Origin of the sequence: Burkholderia metallica (assembly GCF_902832845.1) — a bacterium.
Lineage (GTDB): Bacteria > Pseudomonadota > Gammaproteobacteria > Burkholderiales > Burkholderiaceae > Burkholderia > Burkholderia metallica.
In genome coordinates, this window is sequence record NZ_CADFDB010000008.1 from 48,879 (window position 1) to 63,807 (window position 14,929).

14 protein-coding genes and 1 riboswitch are annotated in these 14,929 nt (G+C 59.4%); of the genes, 8 read left to right on the plus strand and 6 right to left on the minus strand.

The annotated features are described in order from the left end of the window. From HWX08_RS21835 to HWX08_RS21855, 5 genes are all read left to right on the plus strand, one after another. Positions 1-1,068 carry a maleylacetate reductase gene (locus HWX08_RS21835; RefSeq protein ID WP_174921540.1) on the plus strand — a complete coding sequence of 356 codons (1,068 nt, stop codon included), beginning with the start codon at positions 1-3 and terminating at the stop codon, positions 1,066-1,068. 28 nt (positions 1,069-1,096) lie between these two features. Beyond that, positions 1,097-1,969: an intradiol ring-cleavage dioxygenase gene (locus HWX08_RS21840; RefSeq protein ID WP_174921541.1), complete on the plus strand. Its 873-nt coding sequence runs from the start codon at positions 1,097-1,099 to the stop codon at positions 1,967-1,969. A 5-nt stretch (positions 1,970-1,974) separates the two neighbouring features. After that, positions 1,975-2,286, plus strand: coding sequence for a YciI family protein (locus tag HWX08_RS21845; RefSeq protein WP_069259090.1), 312 nt, complete (start codon positions 1,975-1,977; stop codon positions 2,284-2,286). Positions 2,287-2,289: 3 nt separating this feature from the next. Next, positions 2,290-2,625 (plus strand): Rieske (2Fe-2S) protein, encoded by a 336-nt coding sequence (locus HWX08_RS21850; protein WP_069259091.1) that lies wholly within the window; start codon positions 2,290-2,292, stop codon positions 2,623-2,625. A gap of 199 nt (positions 2,626-2,824) precedes the next feature. Further along, positions 2,825-3,913, plus strand: coding sequence for a porin (locus HWX08_RS21855; RefSeq protein WP_174921542.1), 1,089 nt, complete (start codon positions 2,825-2,827; stop codon positions 3,911-3,913). A 146-nt stretch (positions 3,914-4,059) separates the two neighbouring features. On the opposite strand, the gene HWX08_RS21860 is transcribed toward HWX08_RS21855, so the two are convergent. Continuing rightward, on the minus strand, positions 4,060-4,311 hold the full coding sequence (locus HWX08_RS21860) for a hypothetical protein (RefSeq protein ID WP_069259093.1): 252 nt from the start codon (positions 4,309-4,311) through the stop codon (positions 4,060-4,062). Between the two features lie 97 nt (positions 4,312-4,408). On the opposite strand from HWX08_RS21860, the gene HWX08_RS21865 reads away from it, so the two are divergent. The 3 genes from HWX08_RS21865 to HWX08_RS21875 all read left to right on the plus strand — a co-directional run bounded on the left by HWX08_RS21865 (position 4,409) and on the right by HWX08_RS21875 (position 6,599). Beyond that, complete coding sequence (locus HWX08_RS21865; protein WP_174921543.1) at positions 4,409-5,212, plus strand: hypothetical protein; 804 nt, start codon at positions 4,409-4,411, stop codon at positions 5,210-5,212. A 151-nt stretch (positions 5,213-5,363) separates the two neighbouring features. Then, a riboswitch (SAM-I-IV-variant riboswitch) is annotated at positions 5,364-5,466 on the plus strand. 42 nt (positions 5,467-5,508) lie between these two features. Next, a complete protein-coding gene (locus tag HWX08_RS21870; RefSeq protein ID WP_174921544.1) occupies positions 5,509-5,850 on the plus strand; it encodes a hypothetical protein in 342 nt (113 codons plus the stop codon). A 239-nt stretch (positions 5,851-6,089) separates the two neighbouring features. Next, positions 6,090-6,599 (plus strand): DUF4365 domain-containing protein, encoded by a 510-nt coding sequence (locus HWX08_RS21875; RefSeq protein WP_174921545.1) that lies wholly within the window; start codon positions 6,090-6,092, stop codon positions 6,597-6,599. Positions 6,600-7,570: 971 nt separating this feature from the next. Here the strand turns inward: HWX08_RS21875 and HWX08_RS21880 are convergent. The 5 genes from HWX08_RS21880 to HWX08_RS21900 form a co-directional block, all read right to left on the minus strand. Continuing rightward, complete coding sequence (locus tag HWX08_RS21880) at positions 7,571-9,040, minus strand: hypothetical protein (protein WP_174921546.1); 1,470 nt, start codon at positions 9,038-9,040, stop codon at positions 7,571-7,573. A gap of 62 nt (positions 9,041-9,102) precedes the next feature. Next, entirely contained in the window at positions 9,103-9,342 is a 240-nt protein-coding gene (locus tag HWX08_RS21885; RefSeq protein ID WP_174921547.1) for a hypothetical protein, read from the minus strand. Between the two features lie 371 nt (positions 9,343-9,713). Next, the gene (locus HWX08_RS21890; RefSeq protein ID WP_174921548.1) at positions 9,714-11,603 is read right to left on the minus strand and encodes a UvrD-helicase domain-containing protein; all 1,890 of its coding nucleotides are present in this window, start codon (positions 11,601-11,603) and stop codon (positions 9,714-9,716) included. Further along, a complete protein-coding gene (locus HWX08_RS21895) occupies positions 11,600-13,585 on the minus strand; it encodes an ATP-dependent nuclease (protein ID WP_174921549.1) in 1,986 nt (661 codons plus the stop codon). The genes HWX08_RS21890 and HWX08_RS21895 overlap by 4 nt, the downstream gene beginning before the upstream one ends. A 361-nt stretch (positions 13,586-13,946) precedes the next feature. Next, positions 13,947-14,912: a sce7725 family protein gene (locus tag HWX08_RS21900; RefSeq protein ID WP_174921550.1), complete on the minus strand. Its 966-nt coding sequence runs from the start codon at positions 14,910-14,912 to the stop codon at positions 13,947-13,949. Between the last annotated feature and the right edge of the window lie 17 nt (positions 14,913-14,929).

Consider the following 14,929-nt stretch of genomic DNA (forward strand, 5'->3'; position numbering starts at 1 on the left):
ATGGATCGCTTCGTCTATCAGGGCACGCCGTCGCGCGTGGTATTCGAATGGGGGGCGCTCGCCCGGCTGCCGGACGAGCTGTCGACGCTCGGCGCGCGCCGCGCGCTGATCCTGTCTACGCCCGAGCAGCGGCCGCTCGCCGAGCGCGTGGCGGCGATCCTGGGCGAGCGTGCGGCCGGCATCTGCGCGCAGGCGGTCATGCACGTGCCGGTCGAGGTCGCGCGCGCCGCTCGCGAGATGGCCGGCGAACGCGACGCCGATTGCTGCGTCGCGATCGGCGGCGGATCGACGATCGGGTTGGGCAAGGCCATTGCGCTCGAATCGGTGCTGCCGATCCTGGCCGTGCCGACGACGTATGCCGGCTCGGAGATGACGCCGATCTTCGGGCTCACGGAAGGCCGGCTGAAGCGCACCGGGCGAGATGCGCGCGTGCTGCCGCGTACGGTGCTCTACGACCCGTCGCTGACGGTGTCGCTGCCGCCGGACATTTCGGCGGCTTCGGGCATCAATGCGATCGCGCATGCGGTCGAGGCGCTCTATGCGCAGGACGCGAACCCGGTGATCAGCCTGATGGCGGAAGAATCGATCCGCGCGCTCGGCGAAGCGCTGCCGGTGATCGTGCGCGATCCGGCGCACCGCGCGATGCGCAGCCGCGCGTTGTACGGCGCATGGCTCGCGGGAACCTGCCTCGGCGCGGTGGGGATGGCGCTGCACCACAAGCTGTGCCATACGCTCGGCGGCACATTCAACCTGCCGCACGCGCAGACGCATGCGGCGATGCTGCCGCATACCGCGCACTACAACCACGCTGCCGCGCCCGATGCGCTGCGCCGCGTGGCGCGCGCGCTGGGTGGCAGCGACGCGGCCGAAGCCGGCCCGCTGCTGTTCGCGCTGAACGCGCGGCTCGGCATTGCGCCAGCGCTCGCCGACCTCGGGATGCCGCAGGCGGGCCTCGACGAAGCGGCCGATCTTGCGTGCCGCAACCCGTACGCGAATCCGCGGCCGGTCGAACGCGCGGCGATTCGCGCATTGCTGCAGCACGCATGGGAAGGGCGCGCGCCGCAATGAACGCCACGATGCGTCAAAGGAGACAGACATGCACCACGACCCCCAAGACGGCGACGCCGCGCTGACCGAGCAGGTCGTCGCCAGCTTCGACGGTACGCCGAACCCGCGACTGCGTGCGTTGATGCAGAGCCTCGTGCGGCATCTGCATGCGTTCGTCAGCGAAACGGCGCTGACCGAGGCGGAGTGGATGGCCGCGATCCGCTTCCTGACCGACACGGGGAAGATGTGCGACGGCGCGGTGCGACAGGAATTCATTCTGCTGTCGGACACGCTCGGCGTCTCGATGCTGGTCGATGCGATCAACCATCGTTTCGCGACCGGCGCGACGGAGACGACCGTGTTCGGTCCGTTCTACATCGAGGGGATGCCCGAGCGCGCGTATGGCGAGAACATGGCGCTCACGCCGGGCGTGCCGGCGATCGTGCGTGGCCGGGTGCTGACCACCGACGGCGAGCCGGTGGCGAACGCCGTGCTCGACGTGTGGCAGACGGCGGACAACGGCATGTATTCCGGGCAGGACACCGCGCAGCCGCACGGCAACCTGCGCGGCCGCTACCGGACCGACGCCGAGGGCCGCTACGCGATCGCGACGATACTGCCCGTCAGCTATCCGATTCCGACCGACGGCCCGGTCGGGAAGATGCTCGACGCCACGGGGCGACATCCGTGGCGGCCCGCGCATCTGCACTTCATGATCGATGCGCCGGGATGCCGGACGCTCGTCACGCACCTGTTCGACGAAGACGATCCATATCTGACGTCGGATGCGGTGTTCGGCGTGAAGCCGTCGCTGATGGTTGCGTATCGCCGGCGCGATGCGGACGATGCGCTCGCCCGTCAGTTCGGCCTGAGCGGCCCGTATCGCGAAGTGACGTACGACTTCGTTCTCGACCGGAGCTGACCGTCATGGCGCGATTTTTTGCGGTGTTTGCGACGGACCAGCCGGGCATGCGCGACGTGCGCGATCGCATGCGGCCGATTCACCGGACGTACCTGCGCTCGGCCGATCAGCACGGCGTGGTGGTGCGGCTCGGCGGCCCGACGCTCGACCCGCACGGCGACGCGATGAACGGCACGCTGCTCGTCGTGGAGGCGGACGACATTCACGCGGTGATGCGGTTCGTCGGGAACGATCCGTATGTGAAGGAAGGGCTGTTCTCGCGCGTGGAAGTGCGGCCGTGGGACTGGAGCCTCGGCAACCCCGAGCAGCGGGTGTGAGGCATGGAAGCGCGACAACTCTGCCGCTTCTCCGAAGTGCCCGACGGCGGCGCGCGGGTCGTCGACGACGCATGCATCGGGCGCCCGGTGATCGTCGTCAGGCGCGGCGAGCAGGTATGGGCGTATGTGAATCGTTGCCCGCACTTCTCGGTGCCGCTCGATTTCGTACCGGGCAGCGTTTCCTGTTACCGGTCGCAGGTGCTGATGTGCGCGCATCATAGCGCGCTGTTCCGGTTCGATGACGGCGTGTGTATCGATGGGCCTTGCTCGGGGGCGGCGCTGGAGGCGGTGGCCGTCGAGGTGGATGCCGCTGCGTGGATCGTCTGTCGGGGTGCCTGATTCGGGGGTGACTTAAGAGGATGCGCGCGGAGGCGGTTGATGCGATGACTTTCGTATTTTTAAATCAGTAAAACTAATCATTTTAACGGTGTCGGTTGTTAGACACCTGAGCGAGCGCGATTTCTTGTGCAGCATCGAGCGAGCACCTGCCACGCAGCGCGTGGCGGCCTCGCATTTTCATAAAAAAGACGGAGACGAAATGAAACTCGGGTTTGGAGCACTGGCGATTCTCGCGGTGGCGCAGGGCGCATGGGCGCAGAGCAGCGTGACGATGTTCGGGCTGATCGACGCGGGCATTTCCTATGTCAGCAACGAGAGCGGCGGAAAGAACGTCAAATTCGACGACGGCATATTCGCGCCGAATCTGTTCGGCTTGCGCGGCACGGAAGATCTGGGTGGCGGATATCGCGCGACGTTCGCGCTCGTGAACCAGTTCTCGATGGCGAACGGCAGCATCGTCGGGACGGGGATTTTCGGGCGCAACGCGTACGTCGGCCTCGAAAGCAATCGGCTCGGCAGCATCACGCTGGGTAACCAGTACGACTTCATGGTGGATGCGCTGTTTTCAAGGAACAACGCGATTTCACGGGATATCTCGGGGTTGTACGGTTTCCGCAATGGCCCGTTCCAGCGTCTCGCGCTTCCGGACAACCCGACCGGTGCGTTCGACTGGGACCGCACGGCAGGCAGCAAGCCGATCGCGAATTCCGTCAAGTACAGCTCGCCGACGATCGCGGGGTTTTCGGGTGGCGTGATGTATGCGTTCGGCGGGGTGGCCGGGTCGGTGGGCGCCGACAACGCCGTCAGTGCCGGGGTGAACTATGAAGCAGGGGCGTTCGGCGTGGGAGCGGCGTATACGAACGAGAAATACGGGCCCGCGCCCGGCGTGCCGTCCACCAGCGTGCGCAACTGGGGCGTCGGGATGCATTACGACTTCGGTGTCGTTACCGCGAATGCGCTGGTGACGACCGTGCGCAATGCGTTCAACGACGCCGGCGTGTGGATGGCCGAGGCGGGCGGACTGTGGCACGTCAGGCCGGATGTCGTGCTGGGCGCGAAGTACATGTACATGAAGGGCAACGAAGCGGTGAACGACAACCACGCGCATCAGGTCAGCGTTGCGCTTCAGTACCTGTTCTCGAAGCGGACGATGGTTTATGTGTCAGCGGATTATCAGCGGGCGAACAGCGGCGCGAATGCGCAGGTCAACGGCGTGCTGGATCCGAACGGAGCGTCGAGTTCCGCGAGCCAGGCGGTGGCGCGGGTGGGGGTGCATACGGTGTTTTGACGGCGTCGCGGTGCCGCGCTTCATAGGGTCTGCAGGTCGTCCGTCGGCACATACGAGACCGCATCGTCGAGCGCATCAATCGGAAAACGGGCCGGACGGCCCGTTTTCTTTTCCACTATTACTGCCTTGGTGGTTGCCATACGCGCTTACGCGGGATTCATGACGGCGCCGCCGCTTGCGCCGAAGTAATCCTTGACCACCCGCTTCGGCACGGCCGTACGGGTCAGTTCCGGAAGATTGCGCATCAGCGGGACATCGCCACCGCTTGCATGCAACGTCACGCCGCACCGGGCGAAACAGGCGACGGCATCCTGCACCGTACCGCGTTCCAGGATTTCGGTAATGCGGTTGACGTTTCCGCGCAATTTAATGCCTTCCGCGATGCCAAGTTTGCTCATATCTGCCTCTTTTTCTAGAGAAGGTGAGTCACGGAGTGTGACGTGAGTGACTTTAGGGCATGGCTTGAGGCTCGAATAGCCATGCTAAAGTGATTGCATGGTTGATAAACTAAAAGAACCCACGGAGCCGCTGTTTGCTCGTATTCCGGTGAGTCTCAAGAGGCGTCTGGTCGCCTCGGCGAAGGCGCAGGGGACGAGCGTCGGACGGGAACTCGCGCGTCTTCTCGAGGAGCGCTTCGATTCGGGGTTGTCGGCATCTTTACAGCGCCAGTTCGACGAATTTCGGCGCGCCCAAGGTGCCGAGCGAGCAGTTTGGCTGGAGAATAATCAGGCGTTTCTTGAAGAGCATTTGCTGGAATGTGTAAAAGCCGCGCAACGCGGCGATATTGCGGCGCTCGTCAAGCTCGGCAGTGCAGTTCGTGCGGCTCAACGCCATCGCCGACGTGGACGTGCGGGGATCGACTCGAGAATTGAAGCGCGAAAGCGCGCGTTGTTGCAGGAGCAAGCAGCCAGGGACGAGGCGGCGAGGGTTCAGCAAAATTTCATATTTGGCACGGGTGAGCCCATCGAGGATTTTCAACTGCATCCCGAGGAGCGTTGGCGGCAAAATCTGATCAAGCAGCTGAATAACATGCCGACCGGGACTAAAAAGAAGCTGGCTGTGGGGCTTGGCTGGCGGTCGATGTCCCGCGTAAGTCACATACTTGCGCCGAAGGGGCAGAAAGGGCATCGGCCGATTTCGAAGGCGCTCGCAACGAAGATTGCAGAGATTCTCGAAATCGATTTCAAGGTGCTGGACAAGATCGAGCCCGATCGTGACATCGCGGGAATGCTTCACGCTGGCAGGAAGCTGGAGAAGGTTCTCGGTGACGTTGCAAAAATAGGGCCCCGATCCAAGTGAGTGTGCATCGCTGGCCCGGGCGTCCGGAATCGCCTGCGCGCAGGCCGGATCGGGGGCGCCACCCGACCAACGTACGACTCCTCCGGCACTTCTTGCCCGCTATCCGATTTTCAGTATAATGAACCCACGTTCGGAATGTCGAACGTGAGGAATCAAGCATCCAGAGTCGGACTATCCGACGCCAACCTGCCCTCCCGGGCAAGGTGGACGCCTTCAGGCGATGCGGCCGATTTACGGCAACGAAGCGGGAGCAGCATGGCTGGCACCGGTTCGATAACCACTCATCCGGAGCTACCATGCATCAAGCTACCTCTACCTCCTGCGCCGCGGTCTGTGAAGACTGGTCGCATTTTCTTCCCGGTTTCACGCTGACGCATACGGTTCATCTCGTATCGGGATTGAATCCGGGCATCGTCTCGACGGCGGCCGCCGTGCTCGAAGGTGAAACGGCGACGGTCGACCGTTGGGCCATCGCCCGCTGCGGCGACGTGCTCGACCAGAAGATCGTTCTCGCGGAAATGACGGAAAGGCAGGCGGTTCGACTGCGTGACCGGCTTGCGGCGCTCGATGGCGTGCTTCGTACGAGGATCGAGCATCATTTTGTTCGAGCGGGGGCGGCTGTGTCCGGCACGTCGTGACGGCATCGGCGGCGTTGGGCTGATGGTCGACCGCCTCGTACATGCGCGTACTGCTGGCCCAGTGTGGACTCGTGAAGCGGTACGAGGACGGTACCTTTGCGCTTACCGTGGCGGCCCGCAGGCGATTGGCTGCAAGTTGATGAAGAAGCGCGGCGGCCGCAATGCCATCGCGATGTGCCGCTTGGCAGCTGCAGACACTACCGAGATAATCAGCGGGTTCAATTTCCGGGGTGAACGTTATGCCGCTGTCCTCCACACAAATCGGCGCAATTGGCGAGAACTTGCTGGTCAATGCCGTTATGAAGGGTAGCTGCGGCCGGCTTTCACCGTTTCAGCCTCTGGCCGATGACGACGGCATTGATTGCTTGTTCTGGGACAAGGCGACCGGCCAATCAGTCGCCATCCAACTGAAGTGCCGGACCGTCACCCTATATAAGCCCGGCACCAAGGAGCGAGGAAATCAAGCCCACTTTGAAGTCAGGAAGACGACCTTCAACGAGATGCGTCGTGCGTATCTGGTCGCAGGGCTCTGCAACGAGGAGCTGACAGGTTTTGTCGTGACATGGTTCGTGCCGATGTCGATTTTGCCGGAACTCGCTCGCAATAGTGCATCCAAGTGGGTCATCCGGCCCAACAAGTCGGAAAGTAGCGCGGACCGCTTTGCGCCTTACCGGTGTACTTCGGTCGATGAGCTAGTCCAGCGGATCATCGCGATCTGCGAGCCAAACAAAATTGTGGCCGCACTGTAGTTTTCTTAAATCCATTTGTTCCCCCGCAGGCTTACCCATGTTCGATCGCCACATTGGCGTCAAGCCTGCATCCCCTTCGCCAATGTGCCGTTACCGGTTATTAGGGATGGAGGCACTGAAAAGAGATTCAGGGCCCCCCTTTAGCATTAATTCTGGTTAGGCTTGTTGGGTAAGACTCAGCCGGCAGGTAAGTGTCCCCGTAATCAAAACCACAACAAGGGCCCCGTATCTGAAACTAATGCACCTCAGCAAATAGCAACTTCGAATAGTTTCACTTAACCGGGCGAATTCCGCTTAAACCCGACAAAAAGCGTAGAAAAATCAGTTGCTTCCACGCTTCAGTTCTTGCATCCCGGGAACAGACACGGTGCGAACTTCAGCGTCATCCGAAGCGCTGCTCTCGTCTGCACGCTTCGAATAGTTCTATTTAAGGTGACACCATGGCCACCGATGGCCGTTCGCATCGGACGATTGCGCCGTAGCGCGCAAGCGCGCGCCAACGTCGTCGGCGTGAGCGTCTTCGTCGTGGGCCGGCATCAAGACTTCGCCGGAAACGATAAGGAAGACCTCCGACTGTACCGACGAAGACTGCCCCGGCACGGAGGGGCAAATCTCAAGGAATACTTGTCGCTACCGCTCATCGAAATGGAATGCTTTGGTGGCATCTTGTAACGTCGCGGATATTCGTGACCCAGTGCATGGCACGCGTCGCTCCGTAAAGTGCTTCAGCGAAAAGATGCAGATATGGAGAAGAGACCGACGTTTGTAAGCGGCGCTCCTTCAGCTTCTTGAATGCCTGGCTTCGATTGGGCGCAAAGATGATGAGGTCGTTGATGTGCTCGGCGACCGGCGTGCGCCCGGGTTCGGTTGGTCGAACTCAGGCGCACGAGCTCGCACGTTTATGGGCGGGGGCCGTGATGACTGCAGCACACTAGAAACAGGGTCGAGGCAGTTGCGTTAGATTTTTCCAGTCAGGCGTGAATGGCGCTTTCGGGTCCAGGATTCTCCTCTCGCGCTCCTTTCATCACGTGTGAAAACAGGTTCATCAACTCCTGCGAGCTGCGATTTTTCACCGCGAACTCAAGCAACTGCTGCTGATGCGCTTTGCGTATGCTCTGGAGCGATGCGTATGCCCGTGCTTCACCTGCACGCAAGTTACCGAAATACATCTGACTGTAGATTTGTCCGATAAGCTCACCTGAGTGTGCGCGAACTGACGTGTCAACATCAGTTCCACTTCCTGCCCACGGAAATACGGCATACGTCCGATTGCTGCGACTTCCCGGAAGCTCCCTTGCGGTCCGGACGCGCCGGTGCTCTGACTCACCTTCCCAGTTCCCCGTAACGTAGAATGTGCTGACAACCGCGAAAGCAAAGATGGTCAGGTGTTCCGCATTTCCATGCACCTGTTGTGCGTTGCGCTTCTCACCACCTCCTCGGCCTGGCATGTAGTGGTCACGCAATGCGAAGCTCCACTCGGCTGCTAACTCAATGTTTTCTCGCGTCATAGGCAGGTCGAACAAGTTGGCATCAATAAACCGCCCGTTGGACCCGAAGAAGCGGGACAGCAAATCAACAAGCCCGGCCTTTTGTCCCTCCCTGTTGTCAGGCCAGTCCTCTATGACAGCCGGGACGAAATCGAAACCGTGTGCGTTAAATTGGCTCAGAAATTCAAAGCTCACCACCGCGGCCTCACGGCCAAGCTTGTCCTTACGGCACCACTCTAACAGCGCACGATTGACCGCTAGGTTGGCAGAAATTCGTGCAGGAAGACTCGGGGGCAGCGTGCCCACCAAAGATGAATCCGCACACCATTCACTGACCTGCCGTTTCATTTGCGACAGCACTTCAAACGAACATGCTCGAGTAATCTCGATAGGGGTGGTCATATGGAGAGACAATCCGGCTGAGACATGTTTCGCATAGCTGGAATCGAGTGTTCGCCTGTCCTGCCACGTTTCTAGCCACGCGAGGGCAGCACCGAATTCGCAATCTCCGTTCAGCGGTAACTGCGTATTCGTGGAAAACGAAGACGGCGCCAGCCATCTCGTCATCCTGTGGTACGGGCCGGATTCGTCGTCAAGGCAATCTACAAGTTGCCGTCTGGCGTCCAGGAACGTATGCCCCTCCGACCCGACGTCGGCATCTGAGGCGATTTGTGTTAGAAAACGCATGGACTCGTCGCCCTGCGGAACGATATAGCGTTCCCCCTCCGGGCTAGTACCCCACCGTTCGGTCGGCAGTTCAGCCAAAAGCCACAACATCCATTTGTTGTGTACGCGGTTCGCCGGGGCCTTGAATGCCCGTGCGAGAACGGGAATGTCATCGCAGGGCGCCGCACGCAGGATATCGGCAGCCTGCGGTTGCGAAATAGACAGAATTGCTGCCGTCTTGGGTTTTACCGTACGCCAGTCGCCATCTCGTTGTTCCGCCGTTGTCATCGTGCTTTCCTAATTTCATTCTTTAAGGCTGGGCCGCGATTCGCAGCCCAGCTTTCTGCCAGTTACGCCGGGTCGTGGAAGTCCTCGCCGTCGCCGCAATCGCCATCGTTGGGCCCGTTGCACTCCAGGCAATGGCCATCGACATTGCCGCTGTTACGGACATCGACGTCGAGCATGTCGTCGATGTGGTCGCATTCGTATGCGGCCAGTGTTTCGTCGGTCACATGTGCCTCGAGCATCGTTGGGTCATCCTGCGGGCAAGTATCGCAAGCAATCGGGCGGTGATTTTTGTCGTATTTCATCGTCGTGTCCTCTGGTGCCTCCGCGACTTCGGGGAGAGCTGGTTCCAAGTGTTACCGGTTCGATTTCAGCAGATGACGTCGAAAAAATCACGGATTGGAAATCCCACCCCCCCTTCGCTATGACGCGGGAACTGGCGATTTGACCCGAGGTTTCGGCCAGCCGCTGACGTTGGTGCCCGACGAGTCACACGGTTTCACCGCGGAACGGGGTAAACACCGTCCAGCCTATAAGGAGACAAAAGAGGAAGACATCAAGCCGAAACGGCTTTGCTCCCCGACGTCCGAGTCATTGCACGTAGCCACTGACCCGGCATGCCGACTTCGTAGAGGTTGCCGCGCCAGGGGGTAGGATTCAACGAGCCGTTTACGAATCACGTCACGTTTACCACGACCCATCCCAGTGCTTCCAGACGACTCCGATGCGCGTCGGTCAACCTTGTTTCATGGATAGCGAACGCCAGGAAGTGTCGCGGACGAGTCGCCGCCACGAAAAGATTGTTGAGCCGGCTTATCGTGTTGACATCCTTTTCGGTAAGGCTCGATTTTTCTCCGCATAGAAATGGCAGTGATGCGTTGACGTCGTACTTACGGTTGTAGACGCATTCGAGGACCAATGTTGCCGCATGGGTCTCGCCTTTCACCGCTGCGATAGTCTGCACAGACAGACCGTGGGCGACAGTCTCCGATTGAGTGAGGCTTAGGGGCGCTGGCTGCGACTCACTGAAACGGCTGATTTCACGCTCTCGCAGGTCATCAAGCGTAATGACTTGTCCAGTAATCGACGACAAACGCACTGCCAAGCCGGTCAGAACGACGTCCCAGTCGCTCGCAACGGCGGACGGCGTAGGCACATGTAGCAGGCTCTCGACCATCGCGTTGGACGCGCGAAAAGCTGTCTCTTCAGCGTAGGTTTCCAACTGGCGCCAGGTCTTTGCTTCCTTCGCTGGTGGCCAGTTCAGGTCGCGCAAAAGGTGAAGAAGGGCAACTCGCGTACGCGACGCCGCCTCCGCGAGATTGCGGGCCTCCGCACGCGCGGCCGCCGCCATCTCCAGCGACCTATGCAAGTTCACTACGTATGAGGCTTTTCCTGCCGCGGGAGCATCGACAGCAGCGTAGTCCCCAAGGAATCGCCCACAGCCCTTCGTCGTCGTCTCGTCCTTCCGTTGTCCCACGGCCTTGATACCGTACCGGTCGATTTCGGCCTGCGGTACCAGTTGGGCGGCTCTCGCTGCAAAGGCCGGTATTACGGACTTCACGCTTTCGTTACTGAACGTGAAAAGCGTGACTGGGAGATTGCTCTCGAGATTGTCTCCGACGATGTCTTGGCCAAACGCGCGCAAGCTGTTCGCAACGCCCGCGATGCTGGCGCCGAAGCGCTTACTCGTCGATACCGGGAGAGAATCAGGCAAGGGGAAAGCTGCGGCAGCAGTGTCTCCAATCCGCAAGATGCGCTGATTCACGTCGCCGAAGCGTTGAAAAACACTTTGTGTACCCATGGCGCTTTTGAGAAGCGCGTCTTGAGCGTCGCTCGTGTCCTGCATTTCGTCAACAAATACGAGCGGAAATCTGTGCCCCAAGGCTTCGGAGAGCGCGGGATAGTTCGCCAAAGCGTGCTGAGCAAAGGCGAACATGTCGTCGTAACGAAAGATTCCGTCCGCGGTCAGCGACTTCTTGAGGTCCTCAATAAGGACATAGGTGGGTGCAGTGTCGCTCGGTAGCGTTCCGTCTGCGCACGATAGCTCCAGTTCCGGACCGATATAGCGCAGCGACCGTAACGCCGGAGCGAACTTGAACGGCGAATTTTTGGCCAAAGCCCTCAGCTTGTAGTCTGCATGGATTCGTAGCTCGGAAATCCGTCGACACTCATTGTCGTCAATCACCCGCACCTCTACGCCGCAGCTACGAAGCAGCGGTAACGACACGAATTTGTGAATGAACGTCTGGATTGTCCCGATAAAGTGAGGGTGGGAGAAAAGGAGCGCCCCGTAGCGGCTTTCACGGAGCCTAGCTTCGATTTCCTCGCGAGCAACGTTCGTATGCGAGACGACACAAATGCCTCGGTTCGCGTGCTGCCATTTCTTCGCCAGAATGGATAACTTCGCAGCCAAGAGTGTCGTCTTTCCGCTTCCGGGCGCAGCTTGGACGTCTACGCTGCCGTCCGCCAACAGAACGACTTGACGCTCTGGATGCGTAAAGTCCAGCGAGGGGTACTCAACCTGCAGTTCATCGATGTCTGCCTGAGTAATCGCGGGGATGCTCACGACGTTACTCCCGGCGAAGCTACAACGCCCGTACCCACGGCGGACGCGGCGCCGGTTGCGGAGGGTGTGGCGGGAGTCTTCACGCTGTCTGTGGTCACGTAGCGAAGCGCATTCTGGAGATAGGTCGGAAGCTTCGCCAAAAGACTCGGACCCGAGCCGTAATTTCCAGTCTTGAGCAGATGAGCACAGAATTGAGCGGTGATGGCTTTTGACGCTTGTTTCTTCTTGAGAGGCTTGTAGACGTTTGCGGCGATTTCGTGCGCCGCCTTCCCGTCTTTAATGTAACCATCCCAGACCATCTGACTCAGCTTGAGCTCGGCTTCAATCTCGGCTTGGGCCAAATAGCCGTCCTCGCCAGCCCTCCTGGCCAACGCGACCGCATCGTGTAGCAGCTTTGCGCAACCCGACGCGGCCATATCGTATTCCAACGTCCAGTCGTCAGAAACGAAAACCTTGGTAGAACCGCCTTCGGCGCGCTTCTCTTTCCGTTGCACATGGTCAGCAATCTCGAGGGCCGTGTACTGGTCGAAGAAGCGTTTTCCTTCTTTCTGGCGCTCCACGTAGTCGATGTGAGTTGGAACGATGTCGCGGTCAGTAATGCATGCTACGGGGATAGGTAGGAGCTCATCGTTCTGACGCTGAAGGATGCGCGCGTACCTGAACAGGCCGACCGTGCCTACGTTGACGATGGACACGCCGTGTTCCGAGAACGACAACCCGCACTGGGTGGCTAGCGTCGGGAGCAGAATGGCTTCGGCTGCGCCTTCAACGATGACGACCGAGCGAGCAAAGAATAGGTTCGCCTTTGTGCTGTCGAGGAAGCGCTGAAGGAATGCGTAGTCTCCATCTTCGAGTTTGGTGAAGCCTTTCCTTAAAGGGTAAGGCTTACCCTTAACCATCAAAATCGTGCTTTCAACCGGTGCTGCCGATGCGAGCGTGGGGCTGTGGGTGCTTATCAGCACCTGCACGGGCTGCTCGTTGCGCTCCGCGTGTTCACGGAATAACTCAAGAACGCGGCCTTGTAGCTGGGGATGAATGTGCGCTTCGGGCTCTTCAATAAGCAGAAGAGCCAGCTCCTCGCCTTCGCTTAGGAGAACGAGCTCCGCCGACATGAAGAGGACATTGTTATAGCCGAGACCGCGTGCACATTGTTCGAATTCCGAGACTCCGATTGGTGGCAACAGAGAAAGTTCTAGCTTCTCCAGGATTTGGAGAAGTGACATCCTTGATGAGATGCCAATGCGCGACGATAGCTGGTCGCCGGAAAACGAGACCCGAGCAAGGTGCTTGTCGTTAACCTCTTGCTGTACAGCCTTAATAACCTCGCTCGAAGAGATTCGATGCTGAGCCTGCTGCATAAATCCCACAAGTGTCGTCGGTTGCTTGGACGCATCGTCACGGTCGAAATCGTCATGCTCCTGGCCTATGATGTTCTTGTGAGCCTGCAAGATTTGCGAAAGTCGTGACTGGCGACCCGCGCGCAATTCAGCCTCCGCGTCACGTAGCGGTCTCAGATAAGTAGCGCGAATGAGGTCCCGAACTGAGCTGCCAATTTCGATACCCGAGCCGTCATGCCCGGACATCACGACGGTGACGACGTTCCCGCGGTTCCGACCAATCGGTTTGCCGAATTTTGCGGTTACGTGGACTACAAGATAGGGGTCGCCTGAACTCGGGTACGTCAGCCATTCAACGACTGTCGCTCGTTGTTCTTTCGACAAGTCGTGGAACTCGGCTTCGAGCCAGAGTGTTTTCGCACGAGTGTCCCCTTCGATATGAAAGTCGTGCTCCTGAATTCTCAAGAATTCATAGCTCGTGGTCAGTAGCACATGCCGAATTGCATCGATGACCGACGTTTTGCCGGCGTCGTTCTCCCCGACGAGCACATTCAGACCCGAAGCGAACTCGAGTTGCAAATCCGTGCCGCTTTCCTTGGAGCCAAACACGCGGAAGTTTTCACCACTTATTCGATGTAGGTACACGTTTTTTCTCTTCGCGTAGATATGTTATTCTCAGGCCGCTTCTTCTAACGCAGCGCGTCTTACGATTCCGCATCTGCGCGAGAGTCTTCCGTTCCGATATGTCACGCGCGTTGCGGCCGGCACTAGACATTGTTCGAGAAGCCGCGGCCGCAGTGGTGAAGGCCCGATGCAGACCCAGCATGAGGCTGATTGAGTTATGGTGGGTGACGCATGTCGTTCCCTTGCCGCTATGCGGCGAGCGTGAGCGTCTCATCATGCGCACATAGGTCGGGATGCAACGCGCGGACGCGGCATGACCACGGTAGCTGCGCCGCTCACGGTTCCGCAGCGCGACCATCAGCGGCATGGTGGCACGCGTCGCTTAGAGCTGACCGGTCAGCAGTTGGTGCATAAGAGCGACATGATGGTAAATCTGCCGCTCTTTGCTTTTCCCCAACCCAGGGTAGTGTTGTGCCGCGACGTCGTCAGCGTAATCCTGCAATGCTTGGTCGTTGCCAAACTTTCGCGGAAACTGCCGAGCGCGCGCGACAAGTTTCCCCGTGGCCTGGAGGAATTTTTCGCCGACTGTGCCAACGTTGAGTTCAACGTCGTCGGAAACGAAGTGCTCAACCCACACGTCTCCCCCTCGTTCCTTGAACGTGCCATGTATCGCCACTGCGGCGGCAGGGCCGCCACCCGCTTCAAACGTGGCCCCAAGGACTGTGTAATCACCGAATCCGACCGCGACTTGCTGATAGTTCAGGTGTCGGTCGGTGAAGAATTCGATGCCGACGTAGTCGGCATTGCGCGCCTTGCGTTGGAAGTCGTCGCGCACATCTACAACCTTTTCACGAGGAAGCATCGCTCGATGCGCCGCGCTCATTCGCTCGTGCAGGTTGATATGGAATCGAATGTTCGCCCGTTCTGCTAGCCGTTGTACCTGAGCGTCTGACAGCCGAGCATTCAAGTACAGCAGGGCAATGTCACGCTCGCGATGTTGCGTGAGGAAATCTCTGATTTGCTCCGCGGTCGTCGCTTGCGAGCACAGCAGGCCAGGAATCAGAGAACGGTGCGCGTCGATAGTTTCCTCGATAGGCTCAATCCAACCATCGAGGCCTCGGCCATGGAATTCGTGCTGATAGGGGTTCGTAACGACAATCAGGTTGTCATTTGCTACCCCGAAATCGTTCAACAGTCGCTGCAGCTCCGCATGTGCATGATTGACAGGCTCTAGTACTGGAATAACGACGTTTCGAAGCGGTTGGTTGCCACGCAATGAACGTAATGCCCGTATCTCCGACTGCCGAGCGTAAAGATAAGGAAAATACAAAGTTTGGCCCTCTCGCATTCCGCCATGCAGGCGGA

Bases quoted from the DNA above. Each gene is read 5' to 3' on its own strand.
- HWX08_RS21835 (WP_174921540.1), top strand. From the start codon at position 1: ATGGATCGCTTCGTCTATCAGGGCACGCCGTCGCGCGTGGTATTCGAA.
- HWX08_RS21840 (WP_174921541.1), top strand. From the start codon at position 1,097: ATGCACCACGACCCCCAAGACGGCGACGCCGCGCTGACCGAGCAGGTC.
- HWX08_RS21845 (WP_069259090.1), top strand. From the start codon at position 1,975: ATGGCGCGATTTTTTGCGGTGTTTGCGACGGACCAGCCGGGCATGCGC.
- HWX08_RS21850 (WP_069259091.1), top strand. From the start codon at position 2,290: ATGGAAGCGCGACAACTCTGCCGCTTCTCCGAAGTGCCCGACGGCGGC.
- HWX08_RS21855 (WP_174921542.1), top strand. From the start codon at position 2,825: ATGAAACTCGGGTTTGGAGCACTGGCGATTCTCGCGGTGGCGCAGGGC.
- HWX08_RS21860 (WP_069259093.1), bottom strand. From the start codon at position 4,311: ATGAGCAAACTTGGCATCGCGGAAGGCATTAAATTGCGCGGAAACGTC.
- HWX08_RS21865 (WP_174921543.1), top strand. From the start codon at position 4,409: ATGGTTGATAAACTAAAAGAACCCACGGAGCCGCTGTTTGCTCGTATT.
- HWX08_RS21870 (WP_174921544.1), top strand. From the start codon at position 5,509: ATGCATCAAGCTACCTCTACCTCCTGCGCCGCGGTCTGTGAAGACTGG.
- HWX08_RS21875 (WP_174921545.1), top strand. From the start codon at position 6,090: ATGCCGCTGTCCTCCACACAAATCGGCGCAATTGGCGAGAACTTGCTG.
- HWX08_RS21880 (WP_174921546.1), bottom strand. From the start codon at position 9,040: ATGACAACGGCGGAACAACGAGATGGCGACTGGCGTACGGTAAAACCC.
- HWX08_RS21885 (WP_174921547.1), bottom strand. From the start codon at position 9,342: ATGAAATACGACAAAAATCACCGCCCGATTGCTTGCGATACTTGCCCG.
- HWX08_RS21900 (WP_174921550.1), bottom strand. From the start codon at position 14,912: ATGCGAGAGGGCCAAACTTTGTATTTTCCTTATCTTTACGCTCGGCAG.